Source organism: Lysinibacillus sp. GW823-FHT06C08 (assembly GCF_058795135.1).
Genome location: NZ_JBXAHN010000004.1, coordinates 216,228 through 234,596, shown reverse-complemented (window position 1 = coordinate 234,596; position 18,369 = coordinate 216,228). Strand labels below are relative to the sequence as shown.

The 18,369-nt window shown below is 37.2% G+C and carries 14 protein-coding genes; 9 read left to right on the top strand and 5 right to left on the bottom strand.

Annotation, left to right across the window (positions count from 1 at the left end):
* Window positions 1-14: 14 nt before the first annotated feature.
* Genes AC1Q6O_RS12775 through AC1Q6O_RS12760 form a run of 4 tightly spaced genes read right to left on the bottom strand, consistent with a single transcriptional unit; the run spans window position 15 to window position 3,870 of the window.
* On the bottom strand, window positions 15-1,007 hold the full coding sequence (locus tag AC1Q6O_RS12775; RefSeq protein ID WP_107922376.1) for an ABC transporter ATP-binding protein: 993 nt from the start codon (window positions 1,005-1,007) through the stop codon (window positions 15-17).
* The gene (locus AC1Q6O_RS12770; protein WP_107922377.1) at window positions 1,004-2,017 is read right to left on the bottom strand and encodes an ABC transporter ATP-binding protein; all 1,014 of its coding nucleotides are present in this window, start codon (window positions 2,015-2,017) and stop codon (window positions 1,004-1,006) included. Before AC1Q6O_RS12770 ends, AC1Q6O_RS12775 begins: the two co-directional genes overlap by 4 nt.
* Window positions 2,018-2,032: 15 nt before the next feature.
* The gene (nikB, locus tag AC1Q6O_RS12765; RefSeq protein ID WP_008176673.1) at window positions 2,033-2,953 is read right to left on the bottom strand and encodes a nickel ABC transporter permease; all 921 of its coding nucleotides are present in this window, start codon (window positions 2,951-2,953) and stop codon (window positions 2,033-2,035) included.
* A 14-nt stretch (window positions 2,954-2,967) separates the two neighbouring features.
* Complete coding sequence (locus tag AC1Q6O_RS12760; RefSeq protein WP_008176675.1) at window positions 2,968-3,870, bottom strand: ABC transporter permease; 903 nt, start codon at window positions 3,868-3,870, stop codon at window positions 2,968-2,970.
* Window positions 3,871-4,051: 181 nt separating this feature from the next.
* Between AC1Q6O_RS12760 and AC1Q6O_RS12755 the strand changes: the two genes are divergently transcribed.
* The 6 genes from AC1Q6O_RS12755 to AC1Q6O_RS12730 all read left to right on the top strand — a co-directional run bounded on the left by AC1Q6O_RS12755 (window position 4,052) and on the right by AC1Q6O_RS12730 (window position 12,178).
* Window positions 4,052-5,611, top strand: a complete 1,560-nt coding sequence (locus tag AC1Q6O_RS12755) for a glutathione ABC transporter substrate-binding protein (RefSeq protein WP_492401408.1) — start codon at window positions 4,052-4,054, stop codon at window positions 5,609-5,611.
* A gap of 42 nt (window positions 5,612-5,653) precedes the next feature.
* Window positions 5,654-6,904, top strand: coding sequence for an amidohydrolase family protein (locus tag AC1Q6O_RS12750; protein ID WP_043990197.1), 1,251 nt, complete (start codon window positions 5,654-5,656; stop codon window positions 6,902-6,904).
* Complete coding sequence (locus AC1Q6O_RS12745; protein WP_089985627.1) at window positions 6,901-8,112, top strand: amidohydrolase; 1,212 nt, start codon at window positions 6,901-6,903, stop codon at window positions 8,110-8,112. Before AC1Q6O_RS12750 ends, AC1Q6O_RS12745 begins: the two co-directional genes overlap by 4 nt.
* Before the next feature lie 168 nt (window positions 8,113-8,280).
* Window positions 8,281-9,186, top strand: a complete 906-nt coding sequence (locus tag AC1Q6O_RS12740) for a DMT family transporter (protein WP_008176683.1) — start codon at window positions 8,281-8,283, stop codon at window positions 9,184-9,186.
* 762 nt (window positions 9,187-9,948) lie between these two features.
* Complete coding sequence (locus AC1Q6O_RS12735) at window positions 9,949-11,217, top strand: L-lactate MFS transporter (RefSeq protein WP_008176685.1); 1,269 nt, start codon at window positions 9,949-9,951, stop codon at window positions 11,215-11,217.
* Between the two features lie 268 nt (window positions 11,218-11,485).
* Window positions 11,486-12,178 carry an AIM24 family protein gene (locus AC1Q6O_RS12730; protein WP_008176687.1) on the top strand — a complete coding sequence of 231 codons (693 nt, stop codon included), beginning with the start codon at window positions 11,486-11,488 and terminating at the stop codon, window positions 12,176-12,178.
* 43 nt (window positions 12,179-12,221) lie between these two features.
* On the opposite strand, the gene AC1Q6O_RS12725 is transcribed toward AC1Q6O_RS12730, so the two are convergent.
* Window positions 12,222-13,472: a BaiN/RdsA family NAD(P)/FAD-dependent oxidoreductase gene (locus AC1Q6O_RS12725; protein ID WP_008176688.1), complete on the bottom strand. Its 1,251-nt coding sequence runs from the start codon at window positions 13,470-13,472 to the stop codon at window positions 12,222-12,224.
* Between the two features lie 287 nt (window positions 13,473-13,759).
* On the opposite strand from AC1Q6O_RS12725, the gene asnB reads away from it, so the two are divergent.
* The 3 genes from asnB to AC1Q6O_RS12710 all read left to right on the top strand — a co-directional run bounded on the left by asnB (window position 13,760) and on the right by AC1Q6O_RS12710 (window position 18,215).
* Window positions 13,760-15,607, top strand: coding sequence for an asparagine synthase (glutamine-hydrolyzing) (gene asnB / locus AC1Q6O_RS12720; RefSeq protein ID WP_089985632.1), 1,848 nt, complete (start codon window positions 13,760-13,762; stop codon window positions 15,605-15,607).
* Window positions 15,608-15,877: 270 nt separating this feature from the next.
* The gene (locus tag AC1Q6O_RS12715; RefSeq protein WP_025117504.1) at window positions 15,878-17,491 is read left to right on the top strand and encodes a putative polysaccharide biosynthesis protein; all 1,614 of its coding nucleotides are present in this window, start codon (window positions 15,878-15,880) and stop codon (window positions 17,489-17,491) included.
* A gap of 10 nt (window positions 17,492-17,501) precedes the next feature.
* Complete coding sequence (locus AC1Q6O_RS12710; RefSeq protein WP_008176694.1) at window positions 17,502-18,215, top strand: pseudouridine synthase; 714 nt, start codon at window positions 17,502-17,504, stop codon at window positions 18,213-18,215.
* The last annotated feature ends 154 nt before the right edge of the window (window positions 18,216-18,369 follow it).

The following is an 18,369-nucleotide window of genomic DNA, read 5'->3' as shown; positions in this document are numbered from 1 at the left end:
AAGTGTAAGTTACATTAAACTAAATTTTCTGCAAAATGGCAAGCTACCTTATGGGTTGCCGTAATTTCCCGTAAAGCGGGCACCTCTGCTTTACATTTATCTGTAGCGAACGGACAACGTGTATGGAAGCTACAGCCTGTGGGGGGATTTAACGGTGATGGTAGATCTCCCTTTAAAATAATACGCTCCTTACGATGCTCCTTATCAATGACTGGAATCGACGAAAACAGTGCTTTTGTATAAGGGTGATGCGGCTGGGTGAAAAGGGATTGCTTATCAGCAATTTCTACGACTTTTCCAAGATACATAACCATTATCCGGTCTGATATATGGCGCACCACACTTAAATCATGTGAGATAAATAAAAAGGTTAAATCTAAATCTTTTTGTAGCTGTTTCAGTAAATTTAAAATTTGTGCTTGGATAGATACGTCCAGGGCAGAAACTGATTCATCACAAATAATAATTTTGGGATTGACCGCAAGTGCTCTTGCGATCCCAATACGTTGACGTTGCCCACCAGAAAATTCATGTGGATAACGCTCTAAATATTCTGGTCGCAGTCCAACAAGTGACATTAATTCAATCATGCGTGCCTCTTGCTGCTCTGGAGGAACTATTTTTTGAATAGACATGGCCTCTGTTAACATTTTGCGAATGGTGCGTCTTGGGTTCAGAGATGCATAAGGATCTTGGAAAATTATTTGAATGTCCTTGCGTGCTACTCGCAGCTCTTTTTTATTCATCGTTACTAAATTTTTGCCGAATAATAACACTTCTCCAGATGTAGGCTCATCTAATCTTAAAATAGAGCGACCTGTCGTTGATTTACCGCAGCCAGATTCTCCAACAATACTAAGTGTTTCACCAGGCATAATCTCAAAGGAAACACCGTCCACCGCTTTAACCACCTGCTGTGGACCGAAGAGTTTTTCTTTTTTTAAGGAAAAATGTTGTTTTAAATTATTTACTTGTAATAGTGGCTGTGCTTGCTGCTCTTTTATCATAAGGTCATCTCCTCCATAAGTGTTGCTCCCTGCCATTCCTTACTGTACATCCAGCATCTTACCTTTTTCCCTGGCTCAATCGTAAGAAGTTCAGGCTGTTTTTCAAGGCATAAGTCTGTAGCAAATGGACAGCGTTCTGCATAGCGGCAGCCAATTGGATAATGATATGGACTTGGAACGGTTCCATGAATAGTAGATAATTCCTCTTGATCCTCATATAGTTTTGGCAAGGATTGAATTAAACCATTAGTATAAGGATGTAATGGTTTTTCAAAAAGGCTATCAGTTGTGCCTTCCTCTACAACCTGCCCTGCATACATAACGGCGATTTTATCGCAAATCTCAGCTACAACACCAAGATCATGGGTAATGAAGATAATGCTCATTCCTAACTGCTTTTGCAAATTTTGAATAATATCAATAATTTGAGCTTGAATGGTTACATCTAAGGCAGTCGTCGGTTCGTCAGCAATTAAAACATCTGGCGTACAAGCAAGTGCCATCGCTATCATAATACGTTGACGCATCCCGCCACTTAGCTGATACGGCTCTTGTTTCGCTCTTTTTTCAGGGGCTGGAATGCCAACTAGGCGAATCATATCCACCGCTTTTTGCCATGCTTCTTTACGTGATAAACCTTGGTGTAAACGAATGGATTCAGCGATTTGTTCACCAACGGATAGCACAGGATTTAAGCTTGTCATAGGCTCTTGGAAAATCATTGATATTTTATTGCCTCGAATTTTACGTAATTCTTCATCTGATAATTTCAAGATGTCTGTATTGTTTAAAAGAATTTCACCATTAACAATTTTGCCAGGGGGTGAAGGGACTAATCGAAGTAGTGATAGGGAAGTCATGGATTTCCCACAACCAGATTCTCCGACAATGCCCAGTGTTTCTCCTTTTTGAAGTGTAAAGGAAACACCGTCCACAGCTTTAGCGACTCCCTCACTCGAATAAAAAAAAGTTTGTAAATTCTTAACTTCTAACACTGTATCTTGTTTCATCTGTTTTTTCCCTCCCTAGTTTAAATCCATCCGTTTATTAAAGATTCGATACAAAATATCGACGAAAAGATTAATGAATACGAATATTAATGAAGCGACTAGCACGCCTCCTTGAACGATTGGTATATCTCGTGTACGAATTGCATCGACAATCATTCGACCTAATCCGTTCACGGCGAAAACAGATTCTACTAATACTGTGCCGCCAAGTAAACTACCAAACTGTAAGCCTACTACTGTAATAACTGGAATTAAAGCATTCCTTAATGCATGCTTTAAAATGATAATATAACCTTTTAAGCCTTTAGCTTTAGCCGTTCGAATATAATCTTGATTGACGACTTCTAACATACTTGAACGTGTCATACGTGCAACGATGGCAGCACCACCTGCGCCGAGTGTAACCGCAGGTAGAATAATATGTTTAGCACTGTCCCAGCCTGCAACAGGTAGCCAATGTAACTGAACGGAGAAAACGTACATTAATAAAATACCTAACCAGAAACTAGGGAGCGAGATTCCTAATAATGCCACAATCATTAAACCAACATCCATGAAGGAATAAGGGCGGATTGCTGAGATGATGCCGGCAATCAGCCCGAGAACAATAGTAATTAAAATACTATAAAAGGCCAGCTCAATTGTAATTGGTAAACGAGCCGTAATTTCTTCAAATACAGGTTGATTATTTTTTAAAGAATGACCCATGTCACCTTGTAAAAGATTTTTAATGTAATCTGTATATTGAATAGCTAAAGGCTTATTCAGTCCTAAATTTTCACGCAATTCATTAACGGTTTCTTGTGAAGCTCCTTCACCAGCTAAAATGATGGCCGGATCGCCTGGAATCATTTGCATAATTAGAAAAACAACAAGCGTTACACCGAGCGTCACGGGGATAATTTGAGCAAGTCGTTTTAGGATAAATAATGTCATATAACTTCTCTCCTTTAATTTTTCATTCTTGGATCTAAAGCATCTCGTAAACCATCTCCGAATAGGTTAAATCCTAGAACAAGGATGGAAATCATAATACCTGGGAAAAGGGCCATATATGGGGCCGTAAAAAGAAAATCCCTCCCATTGGATAGCATGGCACCCCATTCAGGAGATGGCGGTTGTGCACCTAATCCTAAGAATGACAGACCTGCAGCAGATAAAATGGCTGTTGCTAAACGCATAGATGCTTGGACAATAATAGGTGATAAAATATTCGGGAAGATATGCTTGATTAATATGGTCATATCATTCGCACCGAGTGTTTTAACAGCATCGATATATTCTAATTTTTTTACTTCCATTGTCGATCCACGTACAATACGGGCAAACATAGGGATGGAAAAGAATCCAACAGCAATAGTTACATTAATAAGACTTGGTCCTAATGCGCTGACAATCGCTAAAGCTAGTAATATACCTGGAAAGGCAAGCATGATATCTAAAATACGACTAATAATCGAATCAATCCATCTTCCATAGTAGCCAGAGATAAGGCCGAGGATTGTCCCAATTGTTCCACCAAATAACACGGCTGAAATACCAACACCAAGAGATAAACGGGAGCCATATAATATTCGACTTAAAATATCTCGTCCTTTGTCATCTGTCCCCATTAAATGATCTAAACTGGGTCCTTGTAATTTTTGATCTAACTGAACATCGAATGGATCATAAGGAGCTATAATTGGCCCGATAAGAAACATCAATATATAGAGAAGAATGATGATACCCCCTGCGACAGCGGCCTTATTTTTTTTGATTTTGTTTAGGAACGAGACAAGATTCTTTTTTCTAGAAGCTTTACGTGCATTCACTAAAACAGCATGGTCTATAGTAGTAGTTACTTTATCCATAATGAAACTCCTTTTCTATTTGATTTGATTTCAATTTAGTGAAAAGCGTAAAGAATGTAAATATTTTAGAAGGTATTAGTCAGAAAATTTAAAAAACAAGTAAAGATTTTAAAAAACAAGTGAATTTTATTTCTTTATAATTCGAAATGTAAGGACGAAAACATAAAAGGAGGAAATGTTTATGAAGAGAATGAAGGTTTTTTTATTGATGACACTAATTACTGTTCTAGTTTTGCAGGCATGCTCAACTGCTAGTAATAAGAGTGCTGAAGGTTCCAATGAGGGATCGAAAAGTGTAGGAGGGGAATTAGTTGTTTTAAGAGCATCAGATGCAACAAGCCTGGATCCTCACTTTATTACTGATATCCCTTCAGCGAATATAATTCATGGCAAAGTATATGAAACACTTGTTGCTTTTGATAGAGATCGTAAAATTGCTCCATTACTTGCAAAAGAGTGGGAACAAAAAGATGATGTCACATGGACGTTTAATTTAAATGAAGGCATTAAATTCCATGATGGAGCTGATTTTAATGCGGAAGCTGTAAAAGCTACATTCGATCGCATTTTAGATCCAGAGACTGGTTCACCACAGCGTGATAAATTATCAATGATTAGTGAAGTAGTAGTCGATGATACGTATGTTGTCACGATGAAATTAAAGGAGCCATATGCACCACTTTTATCAATTTTAGCAAGTCAGGAAGGTAGTATGATTAGCCCGAAAGCTATTGCAGAAGCGGCAGATGAATTAGCAACACATCCAGTAGGGACAGGTCCATTTGTATTTGATGCTTGGAAATCGGGTCAAGAAATTACATTAAATTCAAACAAATACTATTGGGGTACGGTACCAAAAGTAGATAAAGTAACATTTAAAGTAGTACCCGAGGATTCTACACGTTTAGCGATGATTGAAAGCGGAGAAGCGCATATCGCTGAGCAAGTACCAGTAACTGAAATTGATCGTATTGAAAATTCGTCAACTATGAATCTATTCCGTGCAGAAGGATTGGCAGTAGAATTCATTGGTTTCAATGTGAAGGATGAACTGTTATCAGATGTTAAAGTGCGTCAAGCAATTAGTTATGCAGTGGACCGTGAAGCAATTATTAGCGGTATTTATGATAATGTAGGCACACTTGCCAATTCCGCAATGAGTCCAAAAATTATCGGTTATTCTAGTGAAACAAAGCCATATGATTATGATGTAGTAAAAGCAAAAGAACTACTAAAAGAAGCGGGTGTTAAAGAAGGAACAAAAGTTAAATTACTAACGAGCGACCGTAAAGAGCGTATTAATATGGCAGAGGTTATTCAATCTCAATTGAAGGGCATTGGTCTAGACGTTGATATTCAAGTAATGGAATACGGCGCATTTATTTCTGAAATTACGAAAGAACAACACCAAATATTTATTAGTGGCTGGGGTAATGCAACTGGAGATGCTGATTATAACCAATTTAATCTATTCCATACGGCTTCTATGGGACCTCCAGGAAACCATTTCTACTATTCAAATCCAGAAATAGACAAGCTAATTGAGCAAGGACGTTCTGAATCAAATCAAGAGGCACGTAATGAAATCTACAAAAAAGCAATGCAAATGGAGTTAGATGATGCTGTGTATATTCCAGTTCGTAACTACGAGCATTTAGCTGTTTACAGTAATGCTGTTAAAGGGTTCTGGTTAGATGCATCTAACTATACGATGATCAGTGGCGTTGAAATTGTAGAATAATCAAACTTGGTGAAACCTACAAATACCAATGAGGAGGAAACTATGAATAAATTACTGCTGAAAAATGTGAGATTAGAAGAGGCATTTGAGCATGAAAATGAACGCATTGTTGCAACGCGTACTGCTATTTATGATGTTCTAATTGTAGATGGATATGTTCAACAAATAGATAAGAATATAGTAGTCGATGGCGATGTAGAGATAGTAGATGCTCAGAAGCAATTATTAGTACCATCTTTCCGAGAAATGCATATTCATATAGATAAAACTTATTTTGGTGGAGAGTGGCAGGCGCCAAGACCTATTACAAAAGGGATATTAACGCGCATCGAGGAAGAACAAACGTTGCTTCCTAAACAATTACCGACCGCGGCTTATCGGGCTGAGGAAATGGTTAAGTGGTTAATTTCACAAGGACATACACATATACGGTCGCATTGTAATGTGGACCCACAAATTGGGACCAAGCATATTGAAATTACAAAGCAAGTATTAGAAACATATCAAGATCAAATTACTTATGATATTGTGGCTTTCCCACAGCATGGTTTACTGCGCTCTAATGTGGAAGGACTGATCCGTGAGGCGATGGCAATGGGGGCAACGCTTGTTGGAGGAGTTGACCCATCCATTGTAGATAGAAATATTGAGAAGTCATTGCAAACAACGATGGCTATTGCTCAAGACTATCAGGCTGGGATTGATATTCATATTCATACAGCTAATACTTTAGGTGAATTTGAATTTTATAAACTAATCGAATTAACCAAACAGGCGAAAAAAGAAGGACAAGTTACAATTAGTCATGCAATGGCGCTTGCGGATTTAGAACAATCAAGATTAGAAAACTTAGTTCAGGCGATGGCTGCTGTTCAAATGGATGTTACAACAACGGTACCAACGGATATTAATCGCTCGACGATACCTATTCCATACCTTTATAACAATGGTGTAAAAGTTTCTGTTGGACATGATAGTTTAACAGATCATTGGTCTCCTTATGGTACAGGAAACACCATTATGAAGTTAAATGTAATGGCGGAGAGATTCCGTTTTATTGATGAATATTCATTAAGTCGCGCTTGGAAATATGCTTCGGGTGGCATTACTCCATTGAATGATGCAGGAGAACGTGTTTGGCCACGGGTTGGTGATAAAGCCAATATGCTTTTAGTAGATGGAATTAGTACTGCGCATGTTGTAGCAAGAAGATGCCCTATTTCTACAGTTATTTCACAAGGACATATTATTCACCAACAGGAAGTTGGAGAGTTGAAAGGAGAATACAGATGAAGCACTGGCTTACAAATGTTCTACTTGAAACAGGAGAATATCTAAAAGAAAATGATACTATCGGTACAAAGGTGGAGCTTTTTCACCTTGAAATTACGGATGGCTTTATTTCTCAAATTGTACCAGCAACACAAACAATTGACTCTCTAGATGAAGTAACAGATATGAAAGGGAAGCTGCTATTACCAGCCTTTAAAGAAATGCATAATCACTTAGATAAGACATACTTATCTTTACCGTGGAAAGCATGTGTGCCTGTAAAAAACTTGAAAGAACGCTTGGGTCGTGAAGCACAAGAATTATCGGTCCTTGCAACGACTGGGAAACAACGAGCTGCAGCCATGATTGAGAAAATCCTCCATAATGGTGCCAATCATATCCGTACACATGTCAATATCGATCCGTACATTGGCTTAAAAAACTTAGAGGGTGTGCTAGAAGCATTGGAAGATTATAAAGATGTTGTGACATCAGAAGTCATTGCCTTTCCACAGCATGGCTTACTAAAAGACGATGTGCCTAAATTATTACGTGAAGCCTTGCGCAATGGGGCAACGATGATTGGTGGGCTAGATCCTGCTGGTATTGATAATTCAATAGAGCCTTCTCTTTATGAAGTCATGAATATCGCACAAGAATTTAACGTAGATGTTGATATTCACCTACATGATGGTGGTCATGTTGGCTATTATACAATCGATAAATGGATCGATATTGTAGAGGATGCAAACTATCAAGGGAGAACGGCTATTAGTCATGCCTTTTCTCTTGGGGATGTAACAGCTTTGGAACAGCATAAAATTGCAGATCGTCTAGCGCAGCAGCAAGTAAAAATTATGTCAACGGTGCCATTTGATTTAAGACGATTAATCCCACCCATTGATTTACTAACAGAGCATGGAGTAGATGTTCACTTTGGTTGTGATGGTTTTTATGATTCATGGAGTCCATATGGCTCTGGAGATATTTTAGAAAAAGCAACGACTTTTGCGGACAATACCCGTAAGCTAGATGAGCGTTCTATTCGACAAACATTAAAATACATTACAAATGGTGTCACACCATTGGATGCCAATGGTCAAAAGGTTTGGCCAAGCGTGCAAGATGAAGCAAGCTTTGTTTTCTTTGACGCCGTTTCTAGCGCTGAAGTCATTGCACGTAAGCCATCAAAACGGGTGGTAATGTCAAAAGGCAAGTTTATCCATTAAGTATCAATCTAAATCCCCCTTATTTAGATACTATAGCAAACTAGAAATTTTCTAGTTTGCTATACTTATGTTTTAATAGATAGGAAGAAATACAAGAAAGGGAAGTAGATTTTTAAAAGAGTTGATCATGAACTATGTAGAAGTCTCTTATATACAGGTGCGATAAATATGAAGCAACTAACGATCTATATGATTTTATTTAGCTGTGTATTTTTTTGGGCCAGTAACTTTATTATTGGCTCTATTTTAATTGAACATTGGTCTCCGATCATGGTTGCTATTTTTAGATTAATGGTCATTGTTCTATTTTTAGGCTGCATTAGTTGGAAGGCAATTATTCGTACAACGTTTACACGCAATGACCTACTGTTGCTGATCATTGCAGGAATACTAGGTGTTTCCGTCAATCACTATAGCTTCTATGCAAGTCTCCAGCATACCTCTCCTATTACCGCGGCATTAATTTTAGCCTGCGCACCGATTGTCACATCTTTACTAAATAAAATGATTTATCATGAATCACGAAACGGTATATTTTGGTTAGGGGCAATCATTTCATTTATAGGAGTTGGCCTCATCATTACTAAAGGAGCCCTCATCACCATTTCTATTGGAAAGGGAGAGGTGCTAAGTTTAATTACGATGCTAAGCTTTGCCTTATTTCTTATTATTGTGAATCATCTCAGTCTGAAATTATCAGCCCAGTCCATCACCTTTTATACAAATCTAATCGGTTTGCTGGTGCTTGTCCCATTTTCGTTTACGATGTGGACACGAATAAATTGGCAAGTAACATACTCTTATTGGATGCTGCTCATTTTATCAGCGGTTATTATTCATGGGATTAGTAATTTACTTTGGAATCAAAAAATGAAGGAGATTGGCTCAACGAATGCTTCGCTATTATTGAATTTTGAGCCAGCTATCGCTATGCTATTAAGTGCGATTTTTTTAAAGCAATTTCCTACAAGTGTCCAAGTATATGGCTCCTTATTGATTTTACTAGGAATTCTGCTATGTATTTACTATAAGGAAATAAGAACTTTGCTTTTTATGAAAAGAAAAACAACTTAAAAAATCTATTATTTTGTACAGTATGTTGGAAATATTTCTAGCATGCTGTTTTTTTTGTATATGTTTTGTTTTTTTACAAAAATAATATTTCACGAAAAATGGACTTGTTCTAGCATATTTATAACCTGATAGAAGCAATTCATTGTGACTCAGAGTGTTAAACGTTCAATTTTAGTTGAAAAAAATATATATTTGAATAATAAAAATGAAGGAAAATTGAAAGTGGTTTAAAAATTATACATTCACTGTATTGTTATAAAAATATTATTTTACAATTTAAAGTAAAAAAAGAGGTGTTATACCATTTTTAAGGATATTTTTAAAAATAAAAAATTTGTCTTTTTCTATTGTGAAATTCTCTCTTATTCTAAAAATTTCTATATTATGTGTAATGCATTTGCTGTATTTCAAGTGTTGTTGCCTCCTGTTAAAAATGGTAAAAAGAGACGTATGTATCTGTTGAATGTGAAATTATGCACAAAAATAATTATTTTGATATAATTAATGGTTATTTGTAAAATAGAGTAGAAAAGTAATAATAGCTAAAAGGTGTTATGCTTTTTGTAGTATAAACGCTGTTTTGCTTAGAAAATGTAGGGTTTATTTAATGAAAAATATTAATGGAAAAACAAAATACTTTTTGGAGAAATAATATTTTTTAGAAAAACATCTTGCATTTGAATAATTCTAAGTGGTAAATTGTTTAACATGGACGTTCATAGAATTTTCACAGGTAGCAAAAGAGGGGAGAAATGAGAATTTATGAATAAAAATAGATGGTTAATTGCATTATCTGCAATCGCTATTCACCTTTCAATCGGTGGAGCCTATGCATACAGTGTATACAAGATACCGATTGTCACAGAAATGGGATGGAGTGAAACAAAGGTAACGGTTGCCTTTACCATTATGATGGGGCTTGCTGGGTTTTCAGCTGCATTATTTGGTAGTTTAGTAGAGAAGATGGGACCACGTAAATCGGCGATGGTAGCAGCGGTCTTATTTGGAGCAGGACAAGCTGGTGCAGGAGTTGCAATTTCAATGGATTCGGTCGTGTTGTACTGGTTAACATATGGCGTACTTAGTGGATTAGGTATGGGGATTGGTTATATTGCGCCAGTATCAACGCTTGTAAAATGGTTCCCAGATCGACGAGGTCTAGCAACAGGGATGGCCGTACTTGGTTTTGGATCTGGTGCACTAATTACAGCGCCAGTCGCAGCCAACTTAATGGAGGCAGTTGGCATCTCTACAACATACTTTATTTTAGGGGCAAGTTATTTCACGTTAATGATTTTAGGGGCTTCATATATAGCGCCGCCTAAGCCTGGTTATATGCCAGCTAATATGAAGGCAGCAGCCGATAACGGCAAAGAAGTAGTAAAGAAAGATTTAGCAGTTATGTCAGCACGTGAGGCTGTCAAAACAAAGCATTTCTGGATGCTATGGTCTATGCATTTAGTGAATGTTACTGCAGGAATTATGATGATTTCTGTTGCCTCACCTATGGCGCAGGAAATTGTCGGGCTATCAGTTGCAGGAGCTGCAGCGATGGTAGGAATCATGGGGTTATTTAATGGTGGTGGTCGTTTAATTTGGGCCGCTGTATCTGATTATATTGGACGTTCAAATGTATTTGTTATTTTCTTTACAGCACAGCTAATTACATTTATCGTTTTACCACATACAACGAACGTGATTATTTTCCAAGCACTTATTTTCTTAGTCGTTAGTTGCTATGGTGGAGGATTCTCAAATTTACCTGCTTTTGCAAGTGATTTATTTGGAACGAAACAACTTGGTGTGATCCATGGTTATTTATTAACAACTTGGTCATTGGGTGGTATTTTCGGACCGTTGTTAGTAAGCACTATCAAAAATGCTTATGGAAGCTATATTCCTGTATTCTATGTATTTGCAGGGTTAATCGCTGCTTCATTAATCATTTCAATCACATTACGTGCTGATGTACGTAAACAAACTGCTTTAAAAGCGGCACAAAATGTTGGAGACGTTTCCGCTACTCAATAATCTATTTTTGCGATAACTGTATAGGTGTCATTTCGCACATGGCACTTATATAGTTATTTTTTTGCATTGATTGTTATATAACAATTATCGGTTCCTCGTTTAATGTATAACAGTGCATACCTGATGTCAATACCATTACTGGAAATGAAAAAATTTCGTTATTAAAAGAGAAAATTTGTAACGAAAGATGGGGTAAGGGATAAAGCGCTAAAATTTGAATCTTTTCTCAAAAGTAATCGTATATAAAGTAATTAGGGAGGGATCTACTATGGGGAAATTTTCTTTAGATGAATTTGTTCATAAAACACAGCAGGATGATCAAGAAAATGATTATTTTGAATTGGAAACTGAGCGTGTATTAGAGGTTAATTTAAACGGTGAAGTATGGTCCAAAATGGGCGCAATGATTTCCTATACAGGAGACATTAAATTTGAACGTGAGCGCGTGTTGGAGCACGGACTTGGTAAGATGTTTAAAAAGGCTTTAACAGGTGAAGGTACACAATTGATGAAAGCAAGTGGAAAGGGCAGACTTTATTTAGCCGATCAAGGTAAGAAAGTAACCGTCTTTGATTTGAAAAACGACAGTCTTTGTGTAAATGGTAATGATCTACTTGCTTTTGAGCCTAGCATCAACTGGGATATACGGTTAATGCGAAAAATGGCTGGCATCATGTCAGGTGGTTTATTTAATGTAACGTTACAAGGGACAGGGAAAGTAGCGATTACAACACACTTCGAACCATTAACATTATTAGTAAAACCAGGTGAAACGGTTTATACTGACCCACATGCCACTGTCGCGTGGTCAGGGAATTTAACACCTGAGTTTAAAACAGATATTAGCTTCCGTACATTTATTGGTCGTGGAAGTGGCGAATCAATCCAGATGGCGTTTTCGGGTGAGGGCTTTGTCATTATCCAGCCATTTGAAGAAGTATATATGTCTAGTGAAAGCTAAAAAAGCGTGTCCGCTTTGTCCGGACACGCTTTTTCTTCTATTATTATAATGCCGCATTCATTCCTGCAATACGTCCCGTTACAAGGGCAGAGGTAATATTATAACCTCCTGTATAGCCGTGAATATCTAGGATTTCACCACAGAAGAATAGGCCTTCTTTTCTCTTGGAAGCCATTGTTTTTGGCTCAATTTCTTTTACGGAGACACCACCACCTGTAACGAATGCTTTATCAAGTGATTGTGTGCCACTTACTGTCAAAGTGAAGTTAACGAGTAAACGAGCTAGCTGACGAATTTTATCTTGGGATAATTCGGCACCCGTTACTTGTACATCGATATTTGCCTGTTCACATAAAAATAATAGCCAACGTTCTGGGGCGATGCCTTTCCAAATATTTTTCACAGCTTTTTTCGGATCCTCTTTGATCAACTTATTTAAATATTGTAGACATGTTTCTTCATTATAATTAGTTAAAGTTTGTATACGCATTGTTACGGGCTCATAGCCTGTTTTCATTAATTCTTTCACAACGAATTGGCTACAGCGTAAAACGGCAGGACCGCTTAAGCCAAAGTGTGTAAAGAGCATGTCCATTTGATGGGTAACGAGTACCTTACCTTTTTTGTTTAGCACAGAGACAGCAACATCACGTAAGGCTAGACCCTGTAGTTCACGTGCTTGAATGAAGTCCTCTTTCGAGATAACAGGGACTTCTGTTGGGAATAAAGTTGTAATTGTATGGCCAGCTCGCTCTGCCCATGGATAGCCATCGCCTGTCGATCCCGTTTGTGGGACAGCCTTGCCACCAACGGCTACAATGACGGCTTGGCTACGAATTTCGGAGCCATCTGTAAGACGGACACCGAGAATTTTTTCTTCATCCATGACAAGCTTGTTAACGGCTGTGTGTAAACGAACTTCAACATGTAAACGTTGAAGCTGACGAATTAGCGCATCGACAACATCTTGTGCACGGTTAGATACAGGAAACATTCTACCATGATCCTCTTCTTTTAGAGCAACACCAAGCCCTTCAAAAAATGCGATAATATCTTCATTATTATAAACGGTAAAAGGACTATAAAGAAAACGACCATTACCAGGTATATGCTTCACGATTTCTTCAACAGGCAAACGATTGGTCACATTACAGCGCCCGCCACCAGAAATGGCTAATTTTTTTCCAAGTTTTGCACCTTTTTCTAACAATAAAACTTTCTTTTTCCGCTCTCCAGCAGCAATCGCCGCCATTAAACCAGATGGGCCACCACCGATCACGATTACATCATACATAGTTAGAAACTCACTTTCTTTTCAATTTAGGAATCTTTCCTATTATACATGAAGTCTATATAGAGTAGGGGCTTCTTTGACATTGAAAATAATAGCAAAGTGTTTTATAATTCTTTATCCCTTCCTTCGTATTGAAGGGTATTTTATAGTAGAATGAAACACAATAAATTTTGTTATACAATTATATCGATGAAAGTTTCCTTTATTAGCATAGTCAGCATGAAATGAATGTCTTTTCATGCTATTATGGTAAAGGTTATGCACTAAATTATGAGGTGAAAAATAGAATGTGCGGATTTATAGGTTATATTAATGGAACAAATGTGATTGATCATCATCAAACAATTGAAAATATGATGAATACAATTATTCACCGCGGGCCAGATAGTGGTGGTATTCACAGTGACGATACAGTAACGTTAGGATTTAGACGATTAAGTATTATTGATTTATCAGATGTAGCGAATCAGCCATTATATAGTGAAGACGGCAATATTGTGCTTGTATTCAATGGAGAGATTTTTAACTTCCAAGAGCTGCGTGCAGATCTTATTGAAAAAGGACATACTTTTAAAACGCAATCAGATAGTGAAGTTATTATTTATGGCTATGTAGAGTATGGTGTAGACTTTGTGAAAAAGCTACGTGGTATGTTTGCTTTCTGTATTTGGGATAAAAAGAATGATTTACAATTCATTGCTCGTGATGGTTTTGGTATTAAACCATTGTATTACTCTGAACATACAACAGATGGTACGTTTATTTTTGGCTCTGAAATTAAATCATTTTTACCACATCCTTCATTTATTAAAGAATTAAATAAAAAGGCATTACGTCCTTATTTAACATTCCAATATTCTTCGATGGATGAGACATTCTTTAAAGGGGTCTTTAAATTACCACCAGCACACTATATGCTCATTCAAAATGGCAAAAAGCAAATTGTGCAATATTGGGATAAAAAATTCCATGCTAAAGAAGCATCCATTGAAAAATACATTGAAGAAATTCGTTCAACTGTTAAAGAATCAGTAGAAGCTCATAAAATCAGTGATGTAAAAGTTGGTTCATTCTTATCAGGTGGTATTGACTCAAGTTATATTACGTCCTTATTACGTCCAGATAAATCATTCTCAGTTGGGTTTGCTGATTATGAAGATATGTTTAATGAAACGAACCTAGCTAAAGATTTATCTGATACGTTAAATATTCAAAATGAACGTAAATATATTACGGCAGATGAGTGTTTTGAAGCTCTTCCAAAAATCCAATGGCATATGGATGAGCCACAATCGAATCCTTCTTCTGTACCTCTGTACTTCCTTTCAGAGCTAGCCTCTAAAGATGTAACAGTTGTACTATCAGGTGAAGGTGCGGATGAAATTTTCGGTGGCTACTCTTGGTATCAAAACTCAGGAAGAATGCAAAAATATGAAAAACTTCCATTGGGTGTTCGTAAAACGTTACGTGGAATCGCGGAAGCTCTACCTAAAAGCCAATATACGAACTTCCTTATAAAAGGTGGTCAAACGGTAGAGGAACGCTTTATAGGGGAAGCAGTAGTTTGGGATGAAGTAGATGCAATTAATGTTCTAAAACCTGACTATAAAAATGCACCATCTGTAAAATCTATTACAAAACGTATTTATGACGAAGTACCAGGCGAAGATGATGTGACGAAAATGCAGTATTTAGATTTAAATCTTTGGATGCCAGGCGATATTTTATTAAAAGCTGACAAGATGAGTATGGCGCATTCGATTGAATTACGTGTACCATTCTTAGATAAAGAAGTAATGGAATTAGCTAAAAATATTCCTTCTCAATATCGCGTCAACGACATTGATACAAAATATGTTCTGCGCCAAGCTGCACATCAAGAATTACCAGAAGAATGGGCTAAACGTCCGAAGTTAGGCTTCCCAGTACCAATTCGTCACTGGTTACGTGAAGAAAAGTATTACAACATGGTAAAAGAAATGTTTACTACTGACTTTGCCAATGAATTTTTTGATACAAAACAATTAGTTGGCTATTTAGATGAACACTATGAAGGAAAAGCAAACCGAGGTCGTTATATTTGGACAGCCTATGTATTCCTAGTGTGGTATAAAAAGTTCTTTGTGGACATGTAATAAAGAAATGGGCTTTAATCGGTGGGGTTTTTTGTAATCCTCACCGATTATTTTCAGGTCTTTTTTCATCAAGTATACTTTTAAATGAACTTTTTGATGATTTTATGCGTCTCATTTCCTATAAATATGTTAAGATTACAGTTGGTTTACTTATGAAACTTTCGAGTGACAGCGCTTGCATGTTGTGACTATAAAAAAACGAAAAGATTTTTATAAGTATGCTTGGAAGTATAACTATAATATTGATTTTACAATGAATGGATGGGTATGATGTCCAATTTAATGAAAGGTACTGCGATATTAACATTGGGGATGTTTTTATCGAAGGTGCTCGGATTAATTTATATTTTTCCGTTTTATGCAATTGTCGGAGAGAAAAATATCGCACTCTATCAATATGCATACATCCCTTACTCTATTATGCTGGCAATCGCCATATCAGGTGCGCCCATTGCTGTCTCCAAATTTGTTTCTAAATACAATGCAATGGGGGATTATCAATCAGGTCGAAAGCTGATGAAATCGGGCATACTCATTATGATGATGACTGGTTTTGCAGCATTTATTGCCCTCTTTTTCCTTGCTACACCTATAGCAGGATTGGTGATTAAAAGTGAAGAACAAGTTTTTACAGTAGATCAGATTGCTTCGGTCATAAGATGGGTTAGCTTTGCCTTAATTGTTGTACCTTTTATGAGTCTTTGGCGAGGTTTCTTCCAAGGCTATGACAAAATGGAGCCTACCGCTGTTTCACAATTAGTCGAGCAAATTGTGCGAATTGTCGTGTTACTAGGCGGTTCCTTTATCGTGGTGGTTGTGTTCAAAGGTAAACCAGAGACTGCCATTTCCTTTGCAGTATTTGCAGCCTTTATCGGAGCGATCGGTGGCTTAGGTGTTCTTTATTATTATTGGAAAAAATATCAGCCTGAATTTAACTTATTACGCAGTCAAAGTGTAACCTCTACACAGCTGCCCATGTCCAATATTTATAAAGAAGTTATTACCTACTCCATACCAATGGTGTTCGTAGGTGTAGCCAATCCACTATTCCAATTAGTCGATATGCTTACATTTAATGGGGCTATGACATCCATTGGCTTAGCTGAGGTGACAGATACCTATCTATCGATGATTAACTTTATGACACATAAGGTTGTCATCATTCCTGTCATGCTAGCAACAGGTTTTTCGATGGCGCTTGTCCCGACGATTACAAAATATTACACACAGGGGGAATATTTATCGCTACGTCATGCGATGGATAAAACCTATCAAATTTTAATTTTCATTACATTGCCAGCCGTAGTTGGTATTTCTCTATTAGCAAATGAAATTTACTTTATGCTGTATTCTGAAAGTGAAATGGGTTCGATGATTTTAGCCCATTATGCACCTGTTGCCATTTTATTTGCGTTATTCCAAGTGACAGCTGCCCTATTACAAGGAATTGATTTTCAAAAATGGATTGTCTTCAGCTTATTATCAGGAATTTTCGTTAAACTAGCGCTAAATATCCCATTAATTCGTTTATTGGAGGCAGATGGCGCTATTGTAGCAACTGCAATCGGTTATAGTGTATCCATTATTATTAATATTCTTGTGTTACGTAAAACATTAAATTATCGATCAGAGATGGTCGTTCGACGTGTCATGTTAATTGCATTATTGACTATGGCAATGGCGGTCAGTGTGTTGATTGTCCATAAGCTACTGGAATTACTAATGGGTCCAGTTGATAGTAAATTCTCAGCATTACTGTTCTCTGTTATTTGTGCAGTTGTTGGCGTAGCTGTCTATGGCTTCTTGTCACTCCGTATAGGTTTGGCACAAAAGCTATTAGGTGAACGATTAACTCGTATTATGAGCAAGCTGGGAATGAAATAGGAGTGGTAAGATGCGGTTAGATAAATTACTTGCAAATATGGGATATGGCTCTCGCAAGGAAGTTAAACAGCTATTAAAGCAAAAAGCTGTCACAGTAGATGGTGCTTCTGTCAAAGATGCTGCTATGCATGTTGACCCAGAACAGCAAAATGTGTCCGTCTATGGAGAGCGTGTCGTTTATACAGAATTTGTCTATTTTATGATGAATAAACCACCAGGTGTTATTTCTGCAACAGAAGATTTAAGAGATGAAACAGTTATTGACCTATTGGAGCCATTAGACCAGCATTTTCAACCTTTTCCGGTTGGCCGACTCGATAAAGATACAGAAGGCCTACTGGTATTAACGAATGATGGTATATTAGCTCATAAATTATTGTCTCCTAAAAAACACGTGCCAAAGGTTTATTACGCACATATTGAAGGTGTTGTAACGGAAGAGGACGTAGAGAAATTTGCAGAAGGCGTGGAGCTAGATGATGGGTATATGACAAAGCCTGGCAAGCTTGTTATTCTAAAATCTGCGCCACAATCTGAAATTGAGCTAACCATTCAGGAGGGCAAATTTCATCAGGTGAAGCGAATGTTTGAGTCTGTAGGTAAACGTGTAACCTATTTAAAGCGTATATCTATGGGGAATCTAAAATTAGACGATCACCTGGCGTTAGGAGAATATCGTGAGCTAACTGCAGAAGAATTAAACTGCTTACAAAATAACCCTTAACATGTTCCTCGGTGCTAACTTAGCATCGGGGATTTATTATATACAGCCTTATGACAGTAACTGTATAATACGTAATGAGTTATCTTAATATAGTGAGGAAGCGTATTATTGTCTAAAATATTTCCAAAAAATGATGGTGAAAATAAGTAGAGGG